1 protein-coding gene is annotated in these 831 nt (G+C 49.9%); it reads left to right on the top strand.

Going from position 1 to position 831, the window contains the following annotated elements:
- Positions 1–36 precede the first annotated feature (36 nt).
- Entirely contained in the window at positions 37–786 is a 750-nt protein-coding gene (locus tag ACTHS3_RS16170) for a Nif3-like dinuclear metal center hexameric protein (protein ID WP_070734890.1), read from the top strand.
- The last annotated feature ends 45 nt before the right edge of the window (positions 787–831 follow it).

The raw sequence follows: 831 nt of genomic DNA, 5'->3' as shown, positions 1-831 counted from the left end.
GAAGCTGTTTTTGAAGATAGATATAAGGAGCGGAATATGGCTTTACGCCGCGAAATTCTGGCTTGGTGCGATGAGACATTGCAGGTCGGTCTGTTTAAGGACTATGCGCCCAATGGTTTGCAGGTTGAAGGCAAAGAAGAAATTGCCAAAATCGCCACTTCGGTTACCGCCAGCAAAGCTGCAATCGATTTTGCCGTAGGGCAGGGGGCGGATATGCTTTTGGTTCACCACGGCATGTTTTGGAAAAGCGAGCCTGTCACGATTACCGGTTGGAAAAAAACACGCCTTGAAACCTTGCTGCAACACCAAATCAATATGGCGGGCTACCACCTGCCGCTGGACGCGCACCCGCAATTAGGCAATAACGCGCAGTTGGCCGAGAAACTCGATTGGGTGCTCGAAAAACAATTCGGCGAGCAAAATCTGTTGAATACAGGCCGTCTGAAAACCACGGAAACGCTGGCGCAGTTGTCTGAACGCATTGAGGCGGTATTCGGCCGCAAGCCGACCGTTATTGGCGATCTTGAACGCGAAATCAAACGCATTGCCTGGTGCAGCGGCGGTGCGCAGGGATTTTTTCAGACAGCCGTAGACGAAGGTGTCGATGCGTATCTGACCGGTGAGATTTCGGAAGCGCAATATCATCTTGCCAATGAAACGGGTGTGGCATTTATCAGTGCCGGCCATCATGCGACAGAACGTTACGGCGTCCGTGCCTTAGGCGATGCCGTGGCAGAAAAATTCGGTATCGAAGTGGTTCACTTTGATGAAAACAACCCTGCCTGAGTATTGAGCAATATCATAAAAACTTTACCTTATTTTAAATAATGC

This window comes from Neisseria sp. P0009.S007, assembly GCF_051962515.1.
This window is presented reverse-complemented; position numbering and strand designations above follow the sequence as displayed.

What these genes read in the sequence shown, in the direction of transcription:
- ACTHS3_RS16170 (WP_070734890.1), top strand. Translation starts at nt 37, where the DNA reads ATGGCTTTACGCCGCGAAATTCTGGCTTGGTGCGATGAGACATTGCAG.